This is a genomic window from Shewanella sp. Scap07, from assembly GCF_013394145.1.
Classification (GTDB): Bacteria; Pseudomonadota; Gammaproteobacteria; order Enterobacterales; family Shewanellaceae; genus Shewanella; species Shewanella waksmanii.
The window spans coordinates 3,327,324-3,350,139 of record NZ_CP041329.1 but is presented as its reverse complement, the minus strand read 5'-3'; the positions used below and the strand labels follow the sequence as shown (position 1 = coordinate 3,350,139).

The 22,816-nt window shown below is 45.8% G+C and carries 15 protein-coding genes; 12 read left to right on the top strand and 3 right to left on the bottom strand.

Annotated features, from left to right (window positions below):
- The first annotated feature begins 258 nt into the window (after nucleotides 1-258).
- The 8 genes from FLM48_RS14635 (at nucleotide 259) to der (ending at nucleotide 9,134) form a co-directional block, all read left to right on the top strand.
- Nucleotides 259-1,380, top strand: coding sequence for a bifunctional tRNA (adenosine(37)-C2)-methyltransferase TrmG/ribosomal RNA large subunit methyltransferase RlmN (locus tag FLM48_RS14635; RefSeq protein ID WP_028771638.1), 1,122 nt, complete (start codon nucleotides 259-261; stop codon nucleotides 1,378-1,380).
- A 32-nt stretch (nucleotides 1,381-1,412) separates the two neighbouring features.
- Nucleotides 1,413-2,201: a type IV pilus biogenesis/stability protein PilW gene (gene pilW / locus FLM48_RS14630; protein ID WP_028771639.1), complete on the top strand. Its 789-nt coding sequence runs from the start codon at nucleotides 1,413-1,415 to the stop codon at nucleotides 2,199-2,201.
- A complete protein-coding gene (locus tag FLM48_RS14625) occupies nucleotides 2,201-3,187 on the top strand; it encodes a RodZ domain-containing protein (protein WP_179025141.1) in 987 nt (328 codons plus the stop codon). Before pilW ends, FLM48_RS14625 begins: the two co-directional genes overlap by 1 nt.
- Nucleotides 3,188-3,215: 28 nt before the next feature.
- Nucleotides 3,216-4,331, top strand: a complete 1,116-nt coding sequence (gene ispG, locus FLM48_RS14620; RefSeq protein WP_028771641.1) for a flavodoxin-dependent (E)-4-hydroxy-3-methylbut-2-enyl-diphosphate synthase — start codon at nucleotides 3,216-3,218, stop codon at nucleotides 4,329-4,331.
- 139 nt (nucleotides 4,332-4,470) lie between these two features.
- Nucleotides 4,471-5,745: a histidine--tRNA ligase gene (gene hisS, locus FLM48_RS14615; protein WP_179025140.1), complete on the top strand. Its 1,275-nt coding sequence runs from the start codon at nucleotides 4,471-4,473 to the stop codon at nucleotides 5,743-5,745.
- A gap of 13 nt (nucleotides 5,746-5,758) precedes the next feature.
- Nucleotides 5,759-6,370: a tetratricopeptide repeat protein gene (locus tag FLM48_RS14610; protein ID WP_028771643.1), complete on the top strand. Its 612-nt coding sequence runs from the start codon at nucleotides 5,759-5,761 to the stop codon at nucleotides 6,368-6,370.
- An 11-nt stretch (nucleotides 6,371-6,381) separates the two neighbouring features.
- Complete coding sequence (gene bamB / locus FLM48_RS14605; protein WP_179025139.1) at nucleotides 6,382-7,569, top strand: outer membrane protein assembly factor BamB; 1,188 nt, start codon at nucleotides 6,382-6,384, stop codon at nucleotides 7,567-7,569.
- A 95-nt stretch (nucleotides 7,570-7,664) separates the two neighbouring features.
- Complete coding sequence (gene der, locus FLM48_RS14600; RefSeq protein ID WP_028771645.1) at nucleotides 7,665-9,134, top strand: ribosome biogenesis GTPase Der; 1,470 nt, start codon at nucleotides 7,665-7,667, stop codon at nucleotides 9,132-9,134.
- A 214-nt stretch (nucleotides 9,135-9,348) separates the two neighbouring features.
- Here der and xseA read toward each other — a convergent pair whose 3' ends face one another.
- The gene (gene xseA, locus FLM48_RS14595) at nucleotides 9,349-10,677 is read right to left on the bottom strand and encodes an exodeoxyribonuclease VII large subunit (protein ID WP_179025138.1); all 1,329 of its coding nucleotides are present in this window, start codon (nucleotides 10,675-10,677) and stop codon (nucleotides 9,349-9,351) included.
- A 119-nt stretch (nucleotides 10,678-10,796) separates the two neighbouring features.
- Here xseA and guaB point away from each other — a divergent pair, with 119 nt between their 5' ends.
- Both guaB and guaA read left to right on the top strand, forming a co-directional pair.
- Nucleotides 10,797-12,263 (top strand): IMP dehydrogenase, encoded by a 1,467-nt coding sequence (guaB, locus tag FLM48_RS14590; RefSeq protein ID WP_028771647.1) that lies wholly within the window; start codon nucleotides 10,797-10,799, stop codon nucleotides 12,261-12,263.
- Nucleotides 12,264-12,365: 102 nt separating this feature from the next.
- Entirely contained in the window at nucleotides 12,366-13,943 is a 1,578-nt protein-coding gene (guaA, locus tag FLM48_RS14585; protein ID WP_028771648.1) for a glutamine-hydrolyzing GMP synthase, read from the top strand.
- Nucleotides 13,944-14,023: 80 nt separating this feature from the next.
- On the opposite strand, the gene FLM48_RS14580 is transcribed toward guaA, so the two are convergent.
- The gene (locus tag FLM48_RS14580) at nucleotides 14,024-14,884 is read right to left on the bottom strand and encodes a GGDEF domain-containing protein (protein WP_179025137.1); all 861 of its coding nucleotides are present in this window, start codon (nucleotides 14,882-14,884) and stop codon (nucleotides 14,024-14,026) included.
- A gap of 121 nt (nucleotides 14,885-15,005) precedes the next feature.
- Between FLM48_RS14580 and tadA the strand changes: the two genes are divergently transcribed.
- Complete coding sequence (gene tadA / locus FLM48_RS14575) at nucleotides 15,006-15,533, top strand: tRNA adenosine(34) deaminase TadA (protein WP_179025136.1); 528 nt, start codon at nucleotides 15,006-15,008, stop codon at nucleotides 15,531-15,533.
- Nucleotides 15,534-16,052: 519 nt separating this feature from the next.
- Here the strand turns inward: tadA and mltF are convergent.
- Complete coding sequence (mltF, locus tag FLM48_RS14570; protein ID WP_179025135.1) at nucleotides 16,053-17,483, bottom strand: membrane-bound lytic murein transglycosylase MltF; 1,431 nt, start codon at nucleotides 17,481-17,483, stop codon at nucleotides 16,053-16,055.
- 328 nt (nucleotides 17,484-17,811) lie between these two features.
- On the opposite strand from mltF, the gene purL reads away from it, so the two are divergent.
- A complete protein-coding gene (gene purL, locus FLM48_RS14565) occupies nucleotides 17,812-21,693 on the top strand; it encodes a phosphoribosylformylglycinamidine synthase (RefSeq protein ID WP_179026382.1) in 3,882 nt (1,293 codons plus the stop codon).
- Nucleotides 21,694-22,816: the final 1,123 nt, after the last annotated feature.

Sequence of the window (22,816 nt, the reverse complement as noted above, 5' to 3'; positions counted from 1 at the left end):
AAGCCAATATTAGCTTGATCGGATTCTATCACAGTCTCTAAAAAGTACTTAACATATTTATCGATTAAACATTATTCATCAAATGCCAATCAATAGCCCAGCTTTTATAGGCCAATATGGCAGGAAATAATCGGTAAAGCCCTAGCTTAAATATGGCTTTTACTCGGCAACCCATGTTAGCGAGATGCTAGCTATAATGAATGGGAGTCTGTATAATTCGCCGCCCTGTGGCGGGTTTTCGTGTTGAGGTTGTGCAAAATGAGTGAGAAAAAAATCAATTTATTGGATCTTGATCGTAAAGGATTAAGAGCGTTATTTACTGAAATGGGTGAAAAACCTTTTCGTGCCGATCAATTGATGAAGTGGATTTATCATTTTGGTGTTAGCGACTTCGAAGAAATGACTAACATAAACAAAGTGCTACGAGCAAAGCTTGCGGCGCGTTGTGAAATTGTCGCACCGGAAATTTCCAGCTACCAAAAGTCAAACGATGGCACCATCAAGTTTGCTATTAATGTTGGTCAAGGCCAGGAAGTCGAAACGGTTTATATTCCTGAAGAAGACCGAGCGACCTTATGTGTGTCTTCTCAAGTTGGCTGTGCACTAGAATGTACTTTCTGCTCAACTGCGCAGCAAGGTTTCAACCGTAACCTCACCGTCTCAGAAATTGTTGGCCAAGTTTGGCGAGTATCGCACTTTTTAGGTTTTCAAAAAGAGACCGGTGATCGTCCGATCTCAAATGTGGTGATGATGGGAATGGGTGAGCCGCTACTGAACCTAAATAACGTCATACCTGCTATTGATATTATGCTGGATGATTTTGGTTTCAGTTTATCTAAACGCCGCGTGACAGTATCGACCTCCGGTGTGGTGCCAGCACTTGATAAGCTAGGTGACGCGCTAGATGTGGCTTTAGCGGTAAGTATTCATGCACCGAATGACGAGCTGCGTGATGTGTTAGTGCCAGTGAATAAAAAGTATCCATTAGAGGACTTTTTAGCCGGAATTCGCCGCTACTTAGCTAAGTCAAACGCTAATCGAGGTAAAGTGACGGTGGAATATGTCATGCTCGATCATATCAATGATAGCACTGACCAAGCACACGAATTAGCTAAAGTGATGAAAGATACACCTTGTAAGATCAATCTAATTCCGTTTAACCCATACCCAGGTTCGCCTTATGGTCGTTCGTCTAATTCACGTATCGATCGTTTCTCTAAAGTACTGATGGAATACGGCTTAACGGTGATTGTACGTAAAACTCGAGGTGATGATATTGATGCCGCTTGTGGTCAGCTTGCAGGGGACATTCGCGATAGAACCAAACGTTTAGCGAAAAAACGCATGCAAGATAATCAAATATCGGTCACAATAAACTAACTCATTGTATCTTAAGTTAGATAGGCCCACTGATGAACCTAAGTGTGCAAAAATTATCTGTTATTGTTGCCCTGTCATCGGTACTGATGACGGGTTGTGTCACCGAACGCACTTATAGCGGTACTGATGTGCCCGTCACAGAGCGTGAGTTTGATAATTCCGCCGCTGCGAGACAACGGGTACAATTGGGCTTGATGTACCTTCAAAAAGGTAACAGCGAACAGGCTAAGTATAATTTAGATAAAGCCGAAGAGTTTGCTCCTAACCTTGAAGATGTACATGTGGCTATGGCGTATTACTACCAATCTGTCGGAGAACTTGAGCTGACAGAGAAGGCATATCGTCGTGCGATCAATGCCAGTGATGCGACGGGCGACTCAATGAACAACTTTGGCGTATTTTTATGCCAGCAAGAAAAGTATGCCGAGTCAGAACGAATGTTTCTGCGCGCGGTCAAAATGCCTAAGTACACCCGTTCCGCTTCAAGTTATGAAAACTTGGGCATATGTAGTCGAAAATCCGGTGACTTAGACAAAGCACAACAATATTTCGGTATGGCGCTGAAGTACGACCCACGAAGAAGTGTTTCTTTGTTGGAGCTAACCGAGATAGAACTTGAGCTACAGAATTATCAGCAAGCTAAACAGGGACTCGCACGCTACCACCGTGTAATACCTGAGTCCGCAGAGAGTTTAGCTTTAGGAATTGAAATTGAGCATGGCCTAAACGATACGGAAGCCGCGCGTAAATTTGGTATTTTACTCCTGGCAAAATTTCCAGCATCTGAAGAGGCTAAGCAATATCGAGCAAGTATGCACTAATGACAGATAAACAGATCGATATGCTAGATGACAAAGCCGAAGCCACTGATACGTTGACCATCGGCGAGGTGCTGGCGGCTGCACGAAACCAAAAGAGCTTGTCGATAGAGCAAGTTGCTAAATCACTGAATCTTCGACCTGGCATAGTTAAAGGAATCGAAGACAATGACTTTGATGACATGGGATCAACCATTTATGTCAAAGGGTATATTAAAAACTACGCTCGACTAGTTTGCGCAGAGCAAACCGTGGTCGATCAATGTGTCGCCAAGCAGTTCCCGCCTATCGCCGACCCAGAAATGCAAAGCTTTTCTCGCAAAACTAGCCGTCAGGCCCGTGATGGCCGTTTTATGCTGGTGACCTACCTTATCGTTGCCATATTACTGGCACTGCTTGTGCTTTGGTGGGTGCAAAAATCTAATATGCTGTCCGGTATCGATTTCTCCAAGCCAACCGTTGAAGAAGTTGCTGAGATTAATGCCCAAGACACAACTGACCCGCAAATGCCAGCAGAAGGTATGCAGCATGCCAGTATCACGCCTAATGCATTTGACATAGTAGAACAAGTGGCCGCAGGCAGCGACGCCACTGAAGCCGATGATGCAGCAATGTCAAATGACAGCGCAGTGCAAATGGCAACTCAAGATGTTGCCGCTCAGGATGCAGCCCCTTCACAACAAGCGACTCATCAAGATGCTGAGCAATCAGCGGCCAGCCAGATCGCAATGAGTGATAGCTCATTGGGGCAGTTGAGCCTAGTACTTGATGGTGACTGCTGGATCCAGGTAAAAGATGCCCAAGGCAAGGTGCTGATTAACGATTTAAAATTGGCTGGCAGTGAACACAATGTCAGCGGACAAGCGCCATTTAATATTACTTTAGGTGCACCACAAGTTGTGCAGTTAAAATTAAACGATCAGCCGGTAAATTTGGCGCAATATCCAAGTGGGCGTGTCGCGCGCTTAACCTTGCCAAATGTGCAGTAGAGCTTGATTGAAATAGAGTAAATTGATCATGTATAACGAATCCCCCATTATCCGCCGACCATCCACTCGTATATACGTTGGTGACGTCCCTATCGGTGACGGTGCGCCTATTGCTGTGCAGTCGATGACGAACACCCGTACTACCGACGTGGCAGCAACGGTCGCTCAAATTAAGTCTTTAGAGAATGTTGGTGCTGATCTCGTTAGGGTTTCTGTGCCAACGATGGACGCCGCTGAAGCGTTTAAGTTAATCAAGCAGCAAACCAATATTCCATTGATTGCCGATATTCATTTTGATTATCGAATCGCGTTGAAGGTTGCCGAGTATGGCGTTGACTGTTTGCGCATCAATCCCGGTAATATCGGTAATGAAGAGCGTATTCGCAGCGTTGTTGAATGTGCGAGAGACAAAAATATCCCTATTCGTATTGGGGTTAACGGCGGTTCATTAGAGAAAGATCTAATGGACAAGTACAAAGAGCCGACGCCTGAAGCACTGCTTGAATCAGCGATGCGCCATGTGGATATTTTAGATAGGCTCAACTTCGATCAGTTTAAAGTCAGTGTTAAAGCATCCGATGTGTTTTTAGCGGTAGAGTCCTATCGTTTATTGGCAAAACAGATCAAGCAGCCTTTGCATTTAGGTATTACCGAGGCTGGTGGTGCACGCGCAGGTTCGGTGAAGTCTGCTGTTGGTCTCGGGATGTTATTGGCTGAAGGTATAGGTGACACACTGCGTATCTCTCTCGCGGCCGATCCGGTTGAAGAGATTAAAGTGGGTTTTGATATCTTAAAGTCACTGCGTATTCGCTCCCGTGGGATTAACTTTATTGCTTGCCCCTCTTGTTCTCGTCAAGAATTTGATGTGATTGCGACAGTCAATGAATTAGAGCAGCGCCTTGAAGATGTGGTGACGCCGATGGATGTGTCGATTATTGGCTGCGTAGTTAACGGCCCAGGTGAAGCGCTAGTATCAGATATTGGCCTTACTGGTGGTAATCGTAAGAGCGGTTATTACGACGACGGTGTTCGCCAGAAAGAACGTTTTGATAACGACAACATTGTTGATTCGTTAGAAGCAAAGATTCGCGCCAAGGTCGCTATGATCGATGAGCGTATTCCTGCTAAGGATATTTCTAAGTAATACGCCTGCGAGTCACCGCCCAATTATTTGCAGTGGTGGCTAGCGATACTGGCGTACAAGCCAGTTTTGCGTTTAGTATTGAAGCGCCTATAATGCGGGGCGCTTTTTATTTTTTAGTTTAAGTCGGATGAGTCATAACGTGGCAAAACAGATCCAAGCGATTCGCGGAATGAATGACATTCTGCCCACTCAAAGCCCTTTGTGGCAAAAGTTAGAAACAGTATTGCGTGAAACCGTAGCATCTTATGGCTACAGTGAAATTCGCACGCCAATTGTTGAAAGTACCGACCTTTTCAAACGCTCTATTGGTGAAGTGACCGATATTGTCGAAAAAGAGATGTATACCTTTGAAGATCGTAACGGTGACTATTTAACCTTACGCCCAGAAGGTACCGCATCGACCGTGCGTGCCGGTAACGAACATGGCTTGCTTTATAATCAAGAGCAAAGATTATGGTACATGGGCCCCATGTTCCGCCACGAGCGTCCTCAGAAAGGGCGTTACCGCCAGTTCCACCAGTTTGGTGTAGAAATCTACGGTATTCCAAGTGCAGACATGGACGCAGAAGTGCTGATGATGTCCGCGCGGTTATGGCAAACGCTCGGGATCACCGACCATGTGACGCTAGAGCTCAATACTTTGGGCGATCCGCAAGAGCGCAGTGTTTATCGTGATGCATTAATTGCCTTTCTTGAGCAGCATCAAGATGTTCTTGATGAAGATGCTAAGCGTCGTATGTACACTAACCCGCTGCGTGTACTTGATACCAAAAATGCAGAAATTCAAGCAGTGTTGGTAGATGCACCAGCGCTAGATGATTATCTCGGTGAAGAAACCAAAGCGCATTTTGCACATTTATGTGAACTACTTGACGCTGTTGGCATCCAATACAAAATCAATCCACGTCTAGTGCGCGGTTTAGATTACTATAACCGCACGGTATTTGAGTGGGTGACTGACAGTCTGGGTGCTCAAGGTACTGTGTTGGCAGGTGGTCGCTACGATGGCCTTGTTGGCCAGCTTGGTGGTAAAGATACCCCAGCCGTTGGTTTTGCCATGGGGCTTGAGCGCATTGTATTGATGCTTGAGACTCTATCTTTAACTGACGATGTTAAAGGTCCTGTCGATGTTTATGTGACTGCGATGGGTGATGCTTGTAAGGTTGAAGCGATAAAAATTGCTCAAAGCTTGCGTGATGCATTACCAACACTTAAGGTAATGAGCCATTGCGGTGGTGGTAACTTTAAGAAACAGATGAAACGCGCAGATAAAAGCGGTGCCCAGGTGGCATTGGTGATTGGTGAAAACGAATTAGCCAACAACCAAGTCGCACTTAAATACTTGCGTGAAGATAAAGAACAACAATTAGTTGCACGTGATGCGTTGGCAACTCATTTAGCAGAACTGATTTAAAGGGGAAGTATACGTGGAAATTTATAGCACAGAAGAACAACAAGTCGATGCTATCAAACAGTTCTGGAAAGATTATGGCACCTCAATCATTGGTGGTGCGGTCATAGGCTTTGGTGGCCTATATGGCTGGAACTATTATTCAGATCATCAAGTCGCGCAAGCGCAAGCAGCGTCAGAAGCGTTTCAAGCTGCCAGTGTTAACTCAGCTTCTATGCTAACAGCTGCTGAGAGTTTTGCTAAAAATCACTCTCAGCAAGGCTACCAGTCTTTGCTTGACCTATTAGTGGCAAAAGCGGCTGTAGACGCGGGTGAGCTAGGTAAAGCAGAAGAGGCGCTTAAACGTGTGTTAGCTGCCAAACCTGAAGAGAGCTTAGTGATGGTAGCAACACTGCGTCTTGCACGTGTTCAAGCTGAGCAAGGTCAATTGGCGACTGCAATCACCACATTAGACTCAGTATCAGCACCTTCATTTGCGGCTCAACGTGATGAGCTTAAAGGTGACTTTTTAGTGCGTCAGGGTGACGCTGATAAAGCAAAATCTGTCTACCAAGCTGCGATTGATAATGGCGGTTTGACAACTAGCCCAGCATTGCAAATGAAGCTTGATAATCTGAACAAGGCATAAGGAAGCTGCCCATGAAGTCTTGGTGTAAAACGCTGCTTGCCTGCGGATTAAGTATCGGCCTGTTATCGGCTTGTTCTTCAAGTGATGTTGAAGAGGAAGTGGTCAGTGAATTAACGGAAATCGAAGCGACTGTTTTCCCTGAGATAAGTTGGAGCACTCAGGTAGGCGAAGGAGTAGGTGATTATTACTCTAACCTTCGTCCAACCGTACGCTATGACAAACTATATGTTGCCGATCGTTTTGGCGAAATCGTTGCCTTTGATGAGGCCACAGGTGAGAGAGTGTGGAGCAAGGACATTAGCTCTGCATTTAAAGATAACCTGTTAGCTAAAAATAAAGGTGCGCGTTTAGCTGCCGGTGTGACGGTCGCAAGAAACACCGTGTTTATTGGCGGTGAAAGCGGCTTATTTGGCGCACTTGATGCTGAAACCGGTGAAACCAAATGGCATGTGATGGCCAGTGGTGAGCTGCTTTCGCCACCAACAGTGGGTGATGATGTTGTTGTGGTCAATACCGGTTCAGGCAATCTTGAAGCGTTCAATATTGACGATGGCGAGAAGTTATGGACCTATGAAACTAAGCTGCCTACGTTAACCTTACGCGGTACAGGTTCTGCCAGCTACGAAGCGGGTGGGTTCTTTGTTGGTACTGCAGAAGGCAAAATTGCGGTTGTGATCAAAGACAATGGCCAAGCAGCATGGGAGCAAGCGGTATATACCCCAACGGGTGGCAATGAGTTTACGCGCATGGCCGATGTTGATATGCAACCGCTAATCCTAGGTGAGAACCTCTATGCGGTCAGCTATAATGGCAACTTAGTGTCAATGGAGCTTCGTTCAGGCCGTGTAGTTTGGACGCGTAAGTATTCAAGCTTTAATGAGCTAGCAATGTCAGGTTTGAACTTGATTTTAGTTGACGATCATAGCCGAGTTTATGCAGTAGATAGACGTAACGGTCTAGAGTCTTGGAGTAATACTGAGCTGACTAACCGTGGTTTAACGTCAGCTGCGGCTTATAAAGATTATATTGTAGTGGGTGACTTTGAAGGTTACTTACATTTCCTTGAACGCGCTACTGGTAAAATAGTTGGCCGTATTCAAGTAGACAGTTCTGGACTGTTCACCCAGCCGGTTGTTGTAGATGATCGCATCTATTTACAGACGCGGGACGGAAAAGTCGCTAGAATAACGCTCCCTTAAAATAAGCGGATTAGGTTTTAAAACCCCTAGACGTTTGTTCTGGGGGTTTTTTATTTTTGATATTCAGTAAGTTTTGTAGAATTAGAGGCAAGAAAATGATTCCAGTAGTGGCCCTAGTAGGTCGACCAAACGTAGGTAAGTCGACGCTATTTAATCGACTGACACGTACTCGTGATGCACTTGTTGCAGACTACCCAGGACTTACTCGGGATCGTAAGTATGGCCGAGCTCATCTTTCAGGTTATGAGTTTATTGTTGTTGATACTGGTGGTATTGATGGCACAGAAGAAGGCATTGAAACGCGGATGGCGGAGCAATCACTTGCTGCCATTGAAGAAGCGGATGTGGTGTTGTTCTTAACCGATGCACGCGCGGGCCTAACCGCGGCAGATGAAGCTATCGCTGAGCATCTACGCCGCCGCGAGAAAGTCACCTTTGTGGTTGCCAATAAAGTTGATGGCATCGATGCTGATTCAGCCTGTGCTGAGTTTTGGGCGTTAGGCCTAGGTGAAGTCTACCAAATGGCCGCTTCGCAAGGCCGCGGCGTAACCAACATGATTGAGTACGCGCTAACACCTTATGCCGAAGCCATGGGGATTAAGCGTGAAGATGAAGGTGAAGAGCAAGCGGACGAGCGCGAATATACCGAAGAAGAAGCGGAAGCTGAACAGCAGCGCTTGCAAGACTTGCCAATTAAGTTAGCCATTATCGGTAAGCCTAATGTCGGTAAATCAACGCTAACGAATCGTATTTTAGGTGAAGAACGTGTCGTGGTTTATGATGCGCCTGGCACCACCCGTGACAGTATTTATATTCCGCTTGAGCGTGATGGCCAAGAGTACGTCATTATCGATACTGCTGGGGTACGTCGTCGCAGTAAGGTACATGAAACCGTTGAAAAGTTTTCGGTGATTAAAACGCTTAAGGCGGTAGAAGACGCCAACGTGGTACTGCTAATTGTTGATGCCCGTGAAGGCATTGCGGAACAAGATTTAGGATTACTGGGCTTTGCACTTAATGCTGGGCGTGCGTTAGTGATTGCGGTTAACAAGTGGGATGGTATTGACCAAGAGGTTAAAGAGCGTGTTAAGAGCGAACTTGATCGTCGTCTTGGCTTTATCGACTTTGCCCGCATTCACTTTATTTCAGCGCTACACGGCACTGGCGTAGGACACTTATTTGAGTCAGTCCAAGAAGCTTACGAGAGCGCCACTCGCCGCGTGAGCACTTCTATGCTGACCCGTATTATGCAGATGGCGCAAGACGATCATCAGCCACCGCTGGTTAATGGCCGTCGTGTGAAACTCAAATACGCCCATGCGGGGGGTTATAACCCACCCATAGTGGTTGTGCATGGTAACCAAGTTAAGAAGCTACCAGACTCTTACAAGCGCTTTATGATGAATTACTATCGTCGTTCACTAAAAGTGATGGGGACACCTATTCAGGTGCGCTTCCAAGAAGGTGGTAACCCATTTGAAGGGATGAACACCAAAAAGCTGACTGTGAGCCAAGAGCGTCGTCGTAAACGCATGATGAGCCACATCAAGGATAAGAAGAAGTAATTACTTCGCTATTACCATTAAAAAAGCCAGCTATGTAGCTGGCTTTTTGTTGTCTGATGCACGGCGTTTAAATATCGTTCAGTAGCGAGTTGCTTGTCGTTCTATATTGTATTAAAAGTCCATTGCTTGATTGAATTATCCTATGAAAGCGACTCAATCTAGACTCACTTTCTAATTCATTGCGATGAATCCACTACCGTTTGCAGCCCGGCAGCTACTGAACTTTAGATGTCACTTTACCTTTAAGTAATGTGGTGGTGATGATATCGCCACTGACCACCTCGTTACTGTCTTGCAGCACCTTGCCTTGGCTGTCTTGGCTGATACTGTAACCTCGGCTTAGGGTCGCTAGTGGACTGACCGCTTCCAATTGATGTGCCGCTGTTTGGATCTGCAGCTGTTTGTCCTTCATATGCTGAGTCAGCGCTTTATTTAAACGTGTAGATAAAGTCGCTAGCTGTGTTTGTGCTTGATCAAGTTGATAACTTGGGCTCTGGTTATTGAGGCGTAAACTCAAATTTTGCTGCTTAAGGGTTAGGCTATGTATTTGGCTTTGTAAGGCGTTGGTGAGCCTAAGCTGCATTTCATCAAAGGTCTGTTCATATTGCTGCAAGCGCCTTTTTGGGTCCTGCCGCGTAAGTCGATGCTCAAGGGTACTAGCACGCTGGGCTTGGCGCAGTTGATAATGCTGCCAAGCTTGGGCAAGTTGACGTTGTTTGTTGCCTAAGTGTTGGGCTTTGTTATCCGCATCTGCAGACAGTAGCTCTGCACCTGCTGACGGGGTAGGGGCTCGCAAGTCGGCCACAAAGTCGCTAATGGTGTGGTCGACTTCATGACCGACGGCACTGACCACCGGAATACCGCTGTTATAAATAGTGTGAGCGAGGGCTTCACTGTTAAAGCACCATAAATCTTCTAACGAGCCACCGCCGCGGGTAACAAGCAGCACATCAACTTCGTGGCGTTGATTGGCGGTGTTAATAGCGCGGCAAATGTCTTTATCGGCGTCAGCGCCTTGCACAGCAGTTGGGTAGATAATCACTTCAACAGAAGCGTCGCGCCTTGCAAGTACATGTAAAATATCTTTAATTGCGGCGCCCGTGGGTGAGGTGACGACGCCGATACGGGTGATACTGCTGGGCAGGGGGCGTTTGGTGTCCATGGCAAATAAGCCTTCGGCAGCCAGTTTCATTTTCAACGCTTCGTATTGCTGGGCTAACAGACCATCACCTGCTGGCAGCATGGACTCAATGATTAGCTGATAATCGCCGCGGGGCTCGTAAACACTGATAGCCCCTTTAACCAATACTTGCTGACCATTGGCCGGTCTAAAAGTGACGCTTCGATTGCGGCCTTTAAACATGGCTGAGCGTATTTGCGCATGACTATCTTTTAAGGTTAGATACCAATGCCCTGATGCCGGTGATGCAAAATTCGATATTTCAGCTTCTAACCAGACTTTACCCAGCTCACCTTCCAGAAGTTGTCTGACTTCACCATTGAGGCGAGACACGGTGTAAACATTATTTTTCGGCATTTTCATAAGAATTTTGCATCTAAAGCGACTTTTTTCCTATTTTCCATTTACCAAGCCCAATATGCAAGGTATAATCCCGCCGCAATATTTTACCTCTTATCACACCTACATGGGGAGATGTTGCCATGCTACGCCTAAAAAAAGAAGCACTTACCTTTGATGATGTATTGCTTGTCCCTGCACACTCGACTGTACTCCCTAACACTGCTGTTCTTAAGACTCGTTTAACCAAAAAGATCGAACTAAATATGCCTATTGTTTCGGCCGCGATGGATACCGTGACTGAAGCACGCTTAGCTATCGCTATGGCGCAAGAAGGCGGTATTGGTTTTATCCATAAAAACATGAGCATTGAGCAGCAAGCCGAGGAAGTTCGCCAAGTAAAAATCTATGAAGCGGGTATCGTTCAACAGCCAGTGACTGTGACGCCGACAACCACGCTAGAAGATTTAAAAATTCTCACTAAGAAAAATGGCTTTGCCGGCTACCCAGTCGTCAATGAAGCTAATGAACTAGTGGGTATTATTACTGGCCGTGACGTGCGCTTTATCACTGATTGGAGTCGTACTGTTGATCAAGTGATGACCCCAAAAGATCGTTTAGTGACTGTGTCTGAAGGCACGCCATTGGACGAAGTGCAAAAGTTAATGCACGCCCACCGTGTTGAAAAAGTATTGGTTGTAGACGATAACTTTAAGCTTAAAGGGCTTATCACGGTTAAAGATTTCCAAAAAGCCGAGCGTAAACCAAACGCATGTAAAGATGAGTTAGGTCGCTTACGTGTTGGTGCAGCAGTTGGTGCCGGTGCCGGTAATGAAGAACGTGTCGATGCCCTCGTTAAAGCGGGTATTGACGTGTTATTGATTGATTCTTCTCACGGTCACTCAGAAGGTGTATTACAGCGTATTCGTGATACACGTGCTAAATACCCAGAGCTGCAAATTGTTGGCGGTAACGTTGCTACCGCAGAAGGTGCATTAGCGTTGGTAGAAGCCGGTGTTGACGCGGTTAAAGTGGGTATTGGTCCTGGCTCTATTTGTACTACTCGTATTGTCACCGGTGTGGGTGTACCGCAAATTACCGCCGTATCTGATGCCGCAGCAGCGGTAAAAGATTTAGGTATTCCAGTCATTGCCGATGGTGGCATTCGCTTCTCTGGTGATTTAGCCAAAGCTTTGGCGGCTGGCGCATCATGCATTATGGCTGGTTCTATGTTTGCCGGTACCGATGAAGCGCCAGGTGAAACTGAACTTTATAACGGCCGTGCTTACAAATCATACCGTGGTATGGGCTCACTAGGCGCCATGACTCAAGGTTCATCAGACCGCTATTTCCAAAGCGATAATGCGGCTGACAAACTTGTTCCTGAAGGGATTGAAGGTCGCGTACCTTACAAAGGTAAGCTGAAAGAGATCATCCATCAGCATATGGGCGGTTTACGTTCTTGCATGGGCTTGACGGGTTGTCCGACAATCAAAGACCTAAACGAGAAAGCGGAATTTGTTAAAGTGACTTCAGCAGGTATGGGCGAATCCCACGTACATGATGTCACCATCAGCAAAGAAGCGCCTAACTACCGTAGCGGTTCTTAATTTGCATTGGGCGACACTGAGTGTCGCCCAATTTGTATCTTTATGGTGATGACCCATCGCCATAATTGACCAATTAGTAAGACTAAAGATAAAAGGTTATCCATGAGCAATATTCATGATCATAAGATCCTCATTCTTGATTTTGGATCTCAGTACACGCAATTGATTGCCCGCCGAATTCGTGAAATCGGTGTCTACTGTGAATTGTGGGCGTGGGACGTATCTGAAGAACAGATTAAAGGGTTCGCACCTAACGGCATTATTCTTGCCGGCGGACCAGAAAGTGTAACCGCTGCTAATTCACCTCGTGCGCCTGAGTACGTTTTTAATGCAGGCGTACCTGTATTGGGTATCTGTTATGGCATGCAAACCATGTCAGAGCAGTTGGGTGGTAAAGTTATCCAAGGTGTGGGTGAAGGCGAGTTTGGTTACGCTCAAGTTGAGGTACAAACTGAGTCAGCCTTGTTTAAAGCCATTGAAGATGCGGTAAGCCCTGCGGGCAAACCACTACTTGATGTGTGGATGAGCCATGGTGATAAAGTCTCTGAAATTCCAGCGGGCTTTGTGGCAGTTGCCAATACCGATACTTGTCCTTTCGCGGCAATGGCCAATGAAGATAAGCAGTTCTATGGTGTGCAATTCCACCCAGAGGTGACACATACTCGCCAGGGTAAGCGTATGCTTGAGCATTTTGCTTTGGATATTTGTCAATGTGAAGCCAATTGGAAACCCGCTTCAATTATCGATGATGCCATTGAGCGCTTGAAGCAGCAAATTGGCGACGATGAAGTGATTCTAGGTTTGTCAGGTGGCGTCGATTCATCAGTAGTGGCGATGCTATTACATCGTGCTATTGGCGATAAGCTGACCTGTGTGTTTGTCGACAATGGCCTGCTACGCCTGAATGAAGCGGACCAAGTGTTGGAAATGTTCGGTGACCATTTTGGATTGAACATTGTACATGTTGATGCTGAAAATCGCTTCTTAGATGCGTTGGCGGGCGAAGCCGAACCAGAAGCTAAACGTAAGATCATCGGCCATGTATTCGTGGATATCTTCGATGAAGAGTCGAAGAAATGCGTTAATGCTAAATGGCTAGCACAAGGTACAATTTATCCTGATGTGATTGAGTCTGCGGGCAGTGCCACGGGTAAAGCGCATGTTATTAAGTCTCACCATAATGTGGGTGGCTTACCTGATGATATGGAGTTAGGCCTAGTTGAGCCACTACGTGAACTGTTTAAAGATGAAGTACGTAAAATTGGTTTAGAGCTTGGTTTGCCATACAACATGCTTTATCGCCACCCATTCCCAGGACCGGGTCTTGGTGTACGTGTACTTGGTGAAGTGAAAAAAGAGTACTGCGATTTACTTCGCCGTGCTGATGCTATTTTCATTGAAGAGCTTCATAAAGCTGAGCTATACCATAAAGTGAGTCAAGCCTTTACCGTATTCCTACCGGTGCGTTCGGTGGGTGTGATGGGTGATGGCCGTAAGTATGACTGGGTTGTGTCTTTACGTGCTGTTGAAACGATTGACTTCATGACTGCCCATTGGGCGCATCTGCCATATGACTTCCTCGGCAGAGTCTCAAATCGTATCATCAACGAAATCGATGGTATTTCTCGTGTGGTTTACGATATCTCTGGTAAGCCGCCTGCGACCATTGAGTGGGAATAATCATATAAGCAATTAAAAAGGGGCATTAGCCCCTTTTTTTATGAGCGGCATTATTGAGTCTCGATGTCGCACCAACCTAATCAGATGATCGATATTTGATTGTGACCTGATTGCTGCGCATGATAGAGCGCATTTTCTACCAGCTTGATATTGTCTTCTACCGCTAAGTGTTGTCCTGTTGCTGCACCAATACATACCGTTACTGAAATCAGCGTATTCGCCGGGGTAAACACCGATGACTCCATATGTTGGGCAATATGCTGAGCCAATTTGGTGACATGCTGTTTGTCTGTCAGCGGATAGAGCAGTAAAAATTCATCATCACTCCAGCGGCCAATGTCACTGTTATCTGGTTGTAGCGCTTGTAGCTCTTGATAAATCAAACACACCAACTTGTCCCCTAACGCATAGCCATAACTGCGGGTGATCTGTTTGAAGTGGTCGATACTCATCACCATGATAGTAAGAGGGCGCTGCTGTTGTTCAGCGTTGGCTAGTTTCTTTAATATCCCTTGTCGATTGAGCGCCTGGGTTAGTGGGTCTTGCTGTGACTGTTGCTCTAATTTTGATATTTGTTGTTGGTAGTGTTGGGTCCAATTGATGATACCCAGTAACGTCAAAATTAAGCCAAGCGTTATTAGCATATCTTCAGTTAAATCAATCGAGCGATGTTCAATCATCAACAGATCATCTAGTGCATTTAACCAAGTACCATAAAATAGCAAGATGAAACCGAAGAGTAATGGCAAGTAGATAAAGGTTTGCGCTTTTGTGCGTTCGATATAAAACATCAAAATGGCACAGATCAAACTGCGAACTATCTCACTACTGAGTTCAATAGTATGGGGGCTAGTATTGGTGCTAGTAGACAAAATAAGTAAACCAGAAAATAAAGCGGCGACTAATAGCGCCATCAGTTGATTGGCAAATCTTGGTAGCACTATTACGCTCTCTAACGGTGGTTATTATTATCAGTATAGTCACTAAATCATTATCGTAGCCTTTGCTTATGGTAATATTGCCGCAGTATTTGCGAGCCCATTTTAATAGTTACTATCGAATATGAATCAGAGCCCAGTCTTTAGTGAAGAATTCACTCAGATAGAAAAAGATCAATACTTTATGGCGCTGGCCATGGAGCAGGCCAATGAGGCCGAAGCGCGCGGTGAGGTGCCGGTAGGCGCGGTGTTGGTTAAAGATAATGAGGTGATTGCAACGGGATATAACTTGAGCATTAGCCATCATGATCCGTGTGCCCATGCCGAAATTGATTGCATAAAAGCGGCGGGCAAAGTGCTGAGCAATTACCGACTGCTAGACACTACCTTGTATGTCACTTTGGAGCCTTGTGCAATGTGCGCCGGGGCAATGGTACATGCTCGAATTAAGCGATTAGTATTTGGGGCAACGGATCAGAAAACGGGTGCAGCGGGAACAGTATTAGATCTTGTGCGTCAGAGCAATTTTAATCATCAATTGGAAGTCACATCCGGCGTATTGGCTGACGCGTGTGCTGAGCAATTAAGTAGTTTTTTTCGTCGTCGACGCAAAGAGAAAAAAGCCTTAAAGGCGGCAGCTAAAAATGCCTGATTGCGGTGGTCACTTTGGCAACGGTTCTGAGGGGATAACTAGGTAGAGCATGACCCCATCCTTGCCAGATCATATGCTCTACTTGTGTTGCTGGTATTATTCCGAAGGCTTAATAAAAACAAAGAACTGTTTTTGACGATTAAGGGTTCGTTGGTGGCGATTTTTCATCTGGGTTCGGCGACGAGAAGCCATATTATTTAAGGTTTTTCTACGCATATTATCCTCCAATTAAAATACCCTTATAGCTGCACTTATCGCAGCGATTTGCCAGGGTATTCACGGCCGCATTATAGCGACATCCATTGCTAATGATACGTGCTCGGGTTCACAATTTACAGCTAATATAGTGAGTCCATACATATTAGATTGCCGCTACTGGCTAGCTTAGTTGAATCTGATGACGAAATTGTGACGTTGTATCGATTATGTGCAGATTTGACCTTGAGCCAGATCCTGAGCCACATCAAAATCACAAAGCCATTTAGCCCAATACTATGAGCGATGTATGTACTTAGTGAGTTATTGAGGTTGAGCGCCAACTAACTCTGAGTCCGAAGCTGAGTCTGCCGTTTGTGTATCGGTTGCATTAGGTACAGATTCAAGCTGTTGGTTCTGGTTGTCTATCCACACTAAGGTGTCGTAGTAACGGCGAATACTGTCTACGTAATGCACCGCTTCGTTACCTCGAGCATAACCATAGCGGGTTTTTTGATAGTACTTGCGCTTGTGCAATAAAGGCAGCACCTGTTTTAAATCGCGCCAAGCACTGGGGTTTAATCCCATGCCTTGGGCTAGGCGTCGGGCGTCTTCAACATGGCCATAGCCAATATTGTATGAGGCTAAGGCAAACCACATTCGCTGGTTCTCGGGAATTGAATCCGGTAGACGCTTAAGTATATCGTTAAGGTATTTAGCACCACCTTTAATACTTTGCATGGGGTCAAGGCGATTACTAATGCCCACTTGTTTAGCAGTAGGCAGTGTTAGCATCATCAAACCGCGGACGCCAGTGGGCGAACGTGCGTTTGGATTCCAGTGGGATTCTTGATAAGCGGTGGCGGCTAGTTTACGCCAGTCAATATCGCCGGCATATTTGATAAACTGGTCTTTGTATTTTGGTAATTTACTATCAATTGCCCGTAAAAAGGCGCGGGTATCAACATAATCAAACCGCTTAACATGAGCAAAATACTTTTCATTGAGGTGGGCTAAGGTACCGGCTAGGCGCTCTCCATGCCAAAAGCTGAGCAAATCACTCATTAACTTGTCGCTATTTTGTGACGGTAATAACCAGACTACCGGTTGTTTCTCTCTTAGTACGGGGCCGGGGCGTAGTTCCGGCATAAAGCGACGACTGATCTCAAAGGTGGTTGAATCGGCAATGGTATAGCTGATTTCATCGCGGGCTATCATACCCAGTAGTTCTTCACTGTCTTTGTCTGACTCTTGATTCCAAACCAGTTCGGGGTAGAGCTTTTGTAAGTTGGCCAGTGTTTCAACAAAGGATGAGTCGCTGATCACTGTTATGACATCGTCTAACTCGGAGATATCTTTAGGCGCGCGGGTTCCCTGTTTATAGACCAGCAGTTGATTGACATAATATAACGGTGGGCCTAACCGAAAATGTTGGCGACGATGGTCGGTATCGGTTAAACCGGCAGCAAGTAGGTCCACTTCGCCATTGTTCAGCGCAGCGTACAGCTCGCCAATATTACCGTAAGCTTTCATGTTGAGCTCTAAACCAAGATAGTGAGCAAACTTGCTTGCCATCTCATAATCAAAACCCGCTTCACCTTGACCTGTTGTGACAAAAATTTGCGAGCCATATAGGGTGCCGACGTTGAGGTGGGTTTTGATGGCGGGTTCAACTTGCTTTGCTGATTCCACAACCACAGGCTGGCAGGCTGCCAGTAACAAAATGGTGGTGAGAATTAGCAAGAGTTTTTTCATTAAATTAGTGTCTTATCAATGGTTTTTATTGAGCCCAGCGGTGAATTATATCACAGCTTATCGCAACTCAATAATTGCCTATTAGTCCCTGACGCAGCGGCTTATCCTTTGCCTAAGCTGACAACAATCTCAGCTCTAATTATGTGCCATAAATGTTGAGTTAACCGAGATTGTTTGTCAATTGATGGTTTTTTTTATTCGCTGACCTTTTTTTATGACAGGAAACTTTGTTTTGAGGTTAGAACACGGGTGATTTGTCGGTGACATTTCCCTATAATAGCGCCCAGATCTGACCCTGCAATTATAATTTATAAGGTGAATAGACGTGATGGAGATCATCCGCGGAGCCCCAGCATTATCAGCGTTTAGAGTTCAAAAGCTTATGGAAGCATGTAAAAGTGCTGATTTGCCAGTAACTGATATCTACGCTGAGTTTATCCATTTAGCTGATTTAACTGAATCTTTAGAGGAAAATGAGCAGCAACAACTTGCCAAGTTGCTGACTTACGGACCTGCGATTGAAGCTCATGCACCAGCCGGTGCGCTTTATTTCGTGACCCCTCGCCCTGGCACTATCTCTCCTTGGTCGTCAAAAGCTACCGACATCGCCCATAACTGTGGTCTGGACAAAGTAAAACGTCTTGAGCGCGGTGTTGCATACTATGTGCAAGGTGAGGCGTTGAGCGCTGAGCAACAGCAAGTCCTCAATGGATTGCTGCATGACCGCATGGTTGAAGTGATTTTACCTGAGTTTGAACAAGCGGCTGTGCTGTTTGCGCGCACAGAGCCAGCTAAGTTCATCAGCGTGAATGTGTTAGGTGAAGGTAAGCGTGCCTTAGAGCAGGCGAATGTTGAATTGGGTTTAGCGTTAGCACCTGATGAAATCGACTACTTGGTAGAGAACTTTGTTCGCCTTGGTCGTAACCCCAACGATGTTGAATTAATGATGTTCGCTCAGGCTAACTCTGAGCATTGCCGTCACAAAATCTTTAATGCAGATTGGACAATTGATGGTGAAGTACAGCCAAAGTCATTGTTCAAAATGATTAAAAACACCTTTGAGAAAACGCCTGAGCATGTGTTGTCAGCGTATAAAGATAACGCCGCCGTAATGGAAGGTAGTGTCGCAGGGCGCTTCTTCCCAGAGCAAGACGGTGTGTATGCTTATCACACTGAACCCATGCATATTTTGATGAAGGTCGAGACTCATAACCACCCAACGGCTATTAGTCCGTATCCTGGTGCAGCAACCGGTTCAGGCGGTGAAATCCGCGATGAAGGGGCAACAGGTCGTGGTTCTAAACCTAAAGCGGGTTTAACTGGCTTTAGTGTCTCCAATCTAAAAATCCCAGGTTTTGTTCAACCTTGGGAAGGGGATTATGGCAAGCCAGATCGCATTGTTAACGCATTAGATATTATGACCGAAGGCCCACTTGGTGGCGCGGCATTTAACAATGAGTTCGGTCGTCCAGCATTATTAGGTTATTTCCGTACCTATGAGCAGGAAGTCAGCAGCCACAATGGCGTTGAGATGCGCGGTTATCACAAGCCAATCATGTTGGCGGGTGGTTTAGGTAATATTCGCGAAGAGCATGTACAAAAAGGCGAGATTACCGTCGGTGCGAAGCTTATCGTATTAGGCGGCCCTGCCATGAACATCGGTCTAGGTGGCGGCGCGGCTTCTTCTATGGCATCGGGTCAATCAAGCGAAGATTTAGATTTTGCTTCAGTGCAGCGTGAAAATCCAGAGATGGAGCGTCGCTGTCAAGAGGTAATCGATCGCTGTTGGCAGATGGGTGATGATAACCCTATTCAGTTTATCCATGATGTCGGTGCAGGCGGATTATCCAATGCCTTCCCTGAGCTGGTAGACGATGGTGAGCGTGGTGGTAAGTTTGAGCTACGTAATGTGCCTTCTGATGAGCCAGGCATGAGCCCACTAGAGATTTGGTGTAATGAATCACAAGAGCGCTATGTGATGTCAGTAGCACCAGAAAACCTTGATACATTTACTGCTATCTGTGAGCGTGAACGCGCACCATTTGCGGTTGTCGGTGTGGCAACAGAAGAACGTCACCTGTCATTAAGCGATGAGCACTTTGACAACAAGCCGATTGATTTACCACTTGAAGTGCTGTTAGGTAAAGCGCCCAAGATGAGCCGTGATGTTGTGTCTGCTAAAGCACAGTCACCGGCACTTGATCAAACTCAGGTCGATATTAAAGACGCAGTACGCCGAGTGTTACGTCTTCCTACTGTCGCTGAGAAAACCTTCCTTATTACCATTGGCGATCGTAGTGTGACCGGTTTAGTTAACCGCGATCAAATGGTCGGCCCATGGCAAGTCCCTGTTGCAGATTGCGCGGTAACCGCTTCGAGTTTTGACTCGTACACCGGTGAAGCCATGTCGATGGGTGAGCGTACCCCATTAGCACTACTCGATTTCGGTGCATCGGCACGTATGGCGGTGGCAGAATCAATTTTAAACATTGCAGGTACTGACATTGGTGCACTTAAACGCATTAAGTTGTCAGCTAACTGGATGTCAGCAGCAGGTCACCCTGGTGAAGACGCTGGCCTTTACGAGGCTGTAAAAGCCGTCGGTGAAGAGCTATGTCCAGAGCTAGATCTAACCATCCCTGTTGGCAAAGATTCAATGTCGATGAAAACAGCTTGGCAAGACCAATGTGTTGACAAAACGGTGACGTCACCAATGTCATTGGTGATTACTGCATTTGGCGCGGTTCAAGACATTCGTAATACCGTTACCCCTGAGCTTCGCAGCGATAAAGGTGACACTGAACTGCTACTGGTTGACTTAGGCAATGGCAAAAACCGCATGGGTGGCTCGGCACTGGCTCAAGTTTATGGTGAGCTAGGTGATACAGCGCCGGATCTAGATAGCGCAACGCAGTTACGTGGCTTCTTTGAAGTGATGCAGCCGCTAGTCGCTAACCGTGATGTGATTGCTTACCACGACCGCAGTGACGGTGGCTTGTTTACCACTCTAGTGGAAATGGCCTTTGCTGGTAATGTTGGTTTAGATATCAATTTGGCAAGCTTATCAGGCACGGCTGTTGAGCAACTGTTTAACGAAGAGTTAGGCGGTGTGCTGCAAGTATCGAAAGATAAAGCCGCTGCTATTAGTGCATTGTTCAGTGACGCTGGTGTGACTGTTCACCAAATTGGTTCGCTAGTCGCAGGAGACACCATCACTATTAAAGATGGTCAGCAATCTTTATTGTCTGAGTCGCGTACAGAGCTACGTACCATCTGGGCTGAAACGACCTATCGTATGCAAGCGCTACGTGATAACCCAGAATGTGCCAAAGAAGAGTTTGAGTTAAAGCAAGATCCGCAAGAGCCTGGTTTAACGGTTGATTTGACCTTTGACCCGAGTGAGGACATTGCAGCACCTTACATTCTTAAAGGTGCAGCGCCGAAGATGGCGATTTTACGCGAGCAGGGCGTTAACTCTCATTTAGAGATGGCGGCGGCATTTGATCGTGCGGGCTTTGAAAGTCGTGATGTGCACATGAGTGACGTGCTCAGCGGTCGCATTAGCCTCGATGACTTCCAAGGCCTCGCGGCATGTGGTGGTTTCTCTTACGGTGACGTACTTGGCGCTGGTGAAGGTTGGGCTAAATCGATTCTATTTAATGCCCGTGCTCGAGAGCAGTTTACTCGTTTCTTTGAGCGTGAAGACAGCTTCTCTTTGGGTGTGTGTAATGGTTGCCAAATGTTGTCAAACCTTAAAGATATCATTCCAGGTACCGCACATTGGCCACACTTCGTCACTAACCGCTCAGAGCGTTTTGAAGCGCGCTTTAGTTTAGTTGAAGTGCAGAAGAGCCCATCATTGTTCTTCCAAGGCATGGAAGGCTCTAGAATGCCGATTGCTGTTTCTCATGGTGAAGGCCGTGCTGAATTTAGCTCGAGCAGCGCTCAAGCTGCTGCAGAAGCATCTGGTACCATAGCACTGCGATATGTTGATGGTAATGGTCAAATAGCCACTAAGTATCCACAAAACCCCAATGGTTCACCGAATGCATTGAGTGGCATTTGTAGTGAAGATGGTCGAGTGACGATTATGATGCCACACCCGGAGCGTGTTTTCAGAACGGTTGCTAACTCATGGCACCCTGACGAGTGGGGAGAGGATAGCCCATGGATGCGTATGTTCCGCAACGTGCGTGCTAATTTAGGCTAGTTTTAACCTACTAAAACGTTTTGGTTTTGCAACGGGCTTCGAAATTTCGAAGCCCGTTTTTTATTGCCTGAAATTTGTAATTAATTACGCTTTTGAACCAACTAGTTAGCTGGTTCCTTTTTGATTAGTCTTTACTGAAACGAAGCAAAACACGGCTTTTATAGTCATCAGCACTCAAACCAACAATACTGCGGGTTTATTAATGTAAAGAAGTTAGAGCCGCACGCAAGGATTTATTAAGCTATGCTAAATTAGCGTGTTGTTGATAAGTGGTTTTCTAAGGCAATGAGGTAATAAAAAGCCGCTTTAACTGCTAAGAGCTAAAGCGGCGGTTTTGCGCTAACAAAACTTTCAATTGGGTCTATCTTGCTGTTATTACAGCTCGCGAGCGGTATAAAGCTCAACGAAAGTACGCTTGTAACGGTTAACCAGACGATCGAATAAGTTTTTCATAGTATGTCTCCACAAAGTTAAAGGTCATGTAAGCGGAGTGAGGTTGTCCGGGCTACGACACCGGGTTTGTTAAACCGTCTCCTTAACACAGGAGCTATATTAAAGTTTTGTTTGCCAGGTAACAAACGAGAAAAATTGTATGTTGTCATTATTAATTCTAATGCTTTACGTTGGTGTTAAAGTGATCTGCATGTTCAAATTTTAATTAAAGCGCTGTTTTTAATGCTGTTTTTATTTGTTTGTTTTTTGTTGCGTATTAATATAACTAGCCTTGAAAATAGATATGGTTTTATTTTTTGCGTTTGATGAGGCAATTTGTGATTTTAAGGTGACTATTTTAGTTGTTTACCTTGCAAAGGTCGCACCTATCATGAAATGGCTTGCTTTGCAATAAGGTCGTAGGGGGAAGTGTGCCCAATCCCTCAAAACCCATTATCCGCGCGGTGTTTGATTGATTTGAATCAAATTACAATGGTATAAATTGATAGTGAAATTAAAGTTTGTTAACCACAAGCTACTGAGAAATAAAGATTTGTTGTTTTTGTTATGACACGCCGAATGTTAGGTGTCACAGAATTAACAGGTTGTGTGACACAGGTCTCATTGGCGGGTTGTTTTATCACGAATGATGTAATTTCGCGACGAAAGATAGAAAATGTAAATTTAACCG

What these genes read in the sequence shown, in the direction of transcription:
- FLM48_RS14635 (WP_028771638.1), top strand. Translation starts at nt 259, where the DNA reads ATGAGTGAGAAAAAAATCAATTTATTGGATCTTGATCGTAAAGGATTA.
- pilW (WP_028771639.1), top strand. Translation starts at nt 1,413, where the DNA reads ATGAACCTAAGTGTGCAAAAATTATCTGTTATTGTTGCCCTGTCATCG.
- FLM48_RS14625 (WP_179025141.1), top strand. Translation starts at nt 2,201, where the DNA reads ATGACAGATAAACAGATCGATATGCTAGATGACAAAGCCGAAGCCACT.
- ispG (WP_028771641.1), top strand. Translation starts at nt 3,216, where the DNA reads ATGTATAACGAATCCCCCATTATCCGCCGACCATCCACTCGTATATAC.
- bamB (WP_179025139.1), top strand. Translation starts at nt 6,382, where the DNA reads ATGAAGTCTTGGTGTAAAACGCTGCTTGCCTGCGGATTAAGTATCGGC.
- der (WP_028771645.1), top strand. Translation starts at nt 7,665, where the DNA reads ATGATTCCAGTAGTGGCCCTAGTAGGTCGACCAAACGTAGGTAAGTCG.
- xseA (WP_179025138.1), bottom strand. Translation starts at nt 10,677, where the DNA reads ATGAAAATGCCGAAAAATAATGTTTACACCGTGTCTCGCCTCAATGGT.
- guaB (WP_028771647.1), top strand. Translation starts at nt 10,797, where the DNA reads ATGCTACGCCTAAAAAAAGAAGCACTTACCTTTGATGATGTATTGCTT.
- guaA (WP_028771648.1), top strand. Translation starts at nt 12,366, where the DNA reads ATGAGCAATATTCATGATCATAAGATCCTCATTCTTGATTTTGGATCT.
- tadA (WP_179025136.1), top strand. Translation starts at nt 15,006, where the DNA reads ATGAATCAGAGCCCAGTCTTTAGTGAAGAATTCACTCAGATAGAAAAA.
- mltF (WP_179025135.1), bottom strand. Translation starts at nt 17,483, where the DNA reads ATGAAAAAACTCTTGCTAATTCTCACCACCATTTTGTTACTGGCAGCC.
- purL (WP_179026382.1), top strand. Translation starts at nt 17,812, where the DNA reads ATGGAGATCATCCGCGGAGCCCCAGCATTATCAGCGTTTAGAGTTCAA.